The sequence below is a fragment of the Kitasatospora nipponensis genome (genome assembly GCF_039528135.1).
Taxonomy (GTDB): Bacteria; Actinomycetota; Actinomycetes; order Streptomycetales; family Streptomycetaceae; genus Kitasatospora; species Kitasatospora nipponensis.
The window spans coordinates 1-239 of the sequence record NZ_BAAALF010001023.1 but is presented as its reverse complement, the minus strand read 5'-3'; the positions used below and the strand labels follow the sequence as shown (position 1 = coordinate 239).

At 79.1% G+C, this 239-nt stretch carries 1 pseudogene; it reads left to right on the top strand.

The features are described 5' to 3' along the window. Positions 1 to 239: pseudogene (locus ABD323_RS44660) on the top strand (MarR family transcriptional regulator); the annotation flags it as partial.

Sequence of the window (239 nt, the reverse complement as noted above, 5' to 3'; positions counted from 1 at the left end):
CAGAGCGTGCAGCGGATCGCCGACCTGCTGGTCGCGGACGGCCTGGCCGAGTACCGCCCCAACCCGGCACACCGCCGGGCCAAGCTGCCCGCCCCGACCGAGGCGGGCCTCGCGGCCGTCCGCCGGATCACCCCGGGCCGCGCGGACCTCGCCGCCCGGCTCAGCGAACTCCTGGGCGGCGAGGCGGAGTTCCGCCGGGTGGCGGACACCCTGGAGCGGCTCGGGCAGGCCCTCGACCG